Origin of the sequence: Tenacibaculum sp. L6 (assembly GCF_028823685.1) — a bacterium.
GTDB lineage: Bacteria > Bacteroidota > Bacteroidia > Flavobacteriales > Flavobacteriaceae > Polaribacter.
Window position 1 is genome coordinate 1 of the sequence record NZ_JAPEHZ010000127.1, and the last position, 1,738, is coordinate 1,738.

The 1,738-nt window shown below is 29.9% G+C and carries 2 protein-coding genes; both read right to left on the bottom strand.

Features of this window, described 5'->3' with window-relative positions; all coding sequences use genetic code 11:
• The coding region (locus OU788_RS12210) for a patatin-like phospholipase family protein (RefSeq protein ID WP_274635420.1) at positions 1-740 on the bottom strand (740 nt) is incomplete at its 3' end.
• Between the two features lie 18 nt (positions 741-758).
• On the bottom strand, positions 759-1,738 hold a 980-nt coding region (locus OU788_RS12215), incomplete at its 5' end, for a helix-turn-helix domain-containing protein (RefSeq protein WP_274635421.1).

Below are 1,738 nucleotides of genomic sequence, written 5' to 3' on the forward strand. Positions count from 1 at the left end.
TCTTTAATATTGAATCCGCTAAACTCTCCTAACGGATAACAAATAGTTGCATAGGTGCTAAAAAACTTGTATTCTTCGGATGATAACATCAACAATTTAGAGGTATGTGCCAATACTTTAATTGTTGTGTTTAACTCTTTATTTTCTTTTGCTGAAGGAAAAACTACATAGCTTCCAATAACTGGGTACTCTGAGTTTTCAAAAGGTGTAGTAGGAAAATTATCAATAATACCTCCATCAGAATATAACATGTCATCTATTTTTATAGGGTTGAACAGTCCAGGTACTGCACATGAAGCCAATACAGGTTTTAACAGTTCTCCTTCATAAAAATATTGTGTAGCACATTTATTCAAATTGGTGGTCGATACTGTTAAAGGAATTTCTAATTCTTCAAAAGTTGACTTTATTTTATCTTGAATTAGCCTAGCATAATTATACGAATTGAAGATTCCGGGTTTAGCAATTGTAATCCACGAATATTGAAAAATTTCAGTAGTCCTGAAAAAATTTAATATTTCTTGAGGTTTCATACCCGATGCATACATAGATCCTACTAACGAACCAGAACTGCAGGCAGATATAGCGTTGATTTTAATATGTAACTCTTCTAACTTTTCTAGTAATGCTACGTGAGCTACTCCTTTTTCTGCACCTCCACTTAATACCAAATTTATAGGGGTTTTAGGGTCTAAATCTTTTAATTTTTCAATAGAACACCCATACTTTTCTTTTATCATTTTTTGCTTTCTTCTTTGTTAAGCTATTTTAACTGCACTAATTTCTTGCTTGTTTTTTAAAAATTCACTGGGGCTAATTCCGTATTTACGTTTAAATATTTTAGAAAAATAACTTCTGCTTGAAAATCCTATCGAATATACAATTTGTGAGATGTTATAATCGGTAGAATTCATTAAATCTCGAGCTTTCTCTAAGCGTACGTGTCTAATATATTCTATCACAGTTCTAGAAAACAACAATTTAAAACCTTCTTGCAATTTAGCCTGCGTTAGTCCAATTTCATTAGCTAATTCTTCTACATTATATTCTTCTGCAACATTATTAAGAATTTTTTGACCTGTTTTTCTAATCAAACTAATTTCTTTTTTTGTTAAGGTAGTTTCTGGTTTTCTTTTTCTTTTAACATCTTTATTGTGTTGCAACATGTGCTCTGATAAAATTTGGTATACAATACCTTCTTTTATCAAAATACGAATCATTCCCTTTTGTTTAATCTTATTATATTGCTTTATAAGATTTGCTAATTTTAAATTATAAGTTCCAAAATAAGCAAAAACATTTTCATGCTGTTGATCGTGAAAAACTTCATAAAGTCTCTTATTCAATAAAGAAGCATCGTTTAAACGCTTCTTTAAAAACTTTACCCTATTTATTTGTATCTGATGGATTTTAAGTTTTATATTTTTTTGTAAATACATATAATTATATCCACCATCTTTACTAGTAATAATAACAGATTGGTATTGCTCTAGCTTTCTCTTTTTGTTTTCTAGTTCAAACCTGTGATAACTGTGTCCTTCTACTGTATAATTAAAAAGAATTGGGTTAAATTCTGAAGCGTCTTTTACAAGTGTTACATCGTCTAAAAAAGTAATGTCGTATTGAAGTGAGCTTCCACCCCAACTAAAAGTTAAAAAAGTAATAGTTCCTTTGGCAAATTCACTATCAACGTCTAAAACGTATTCTCCCCATCTTTCTGTAATTGTTCCTCCAATTA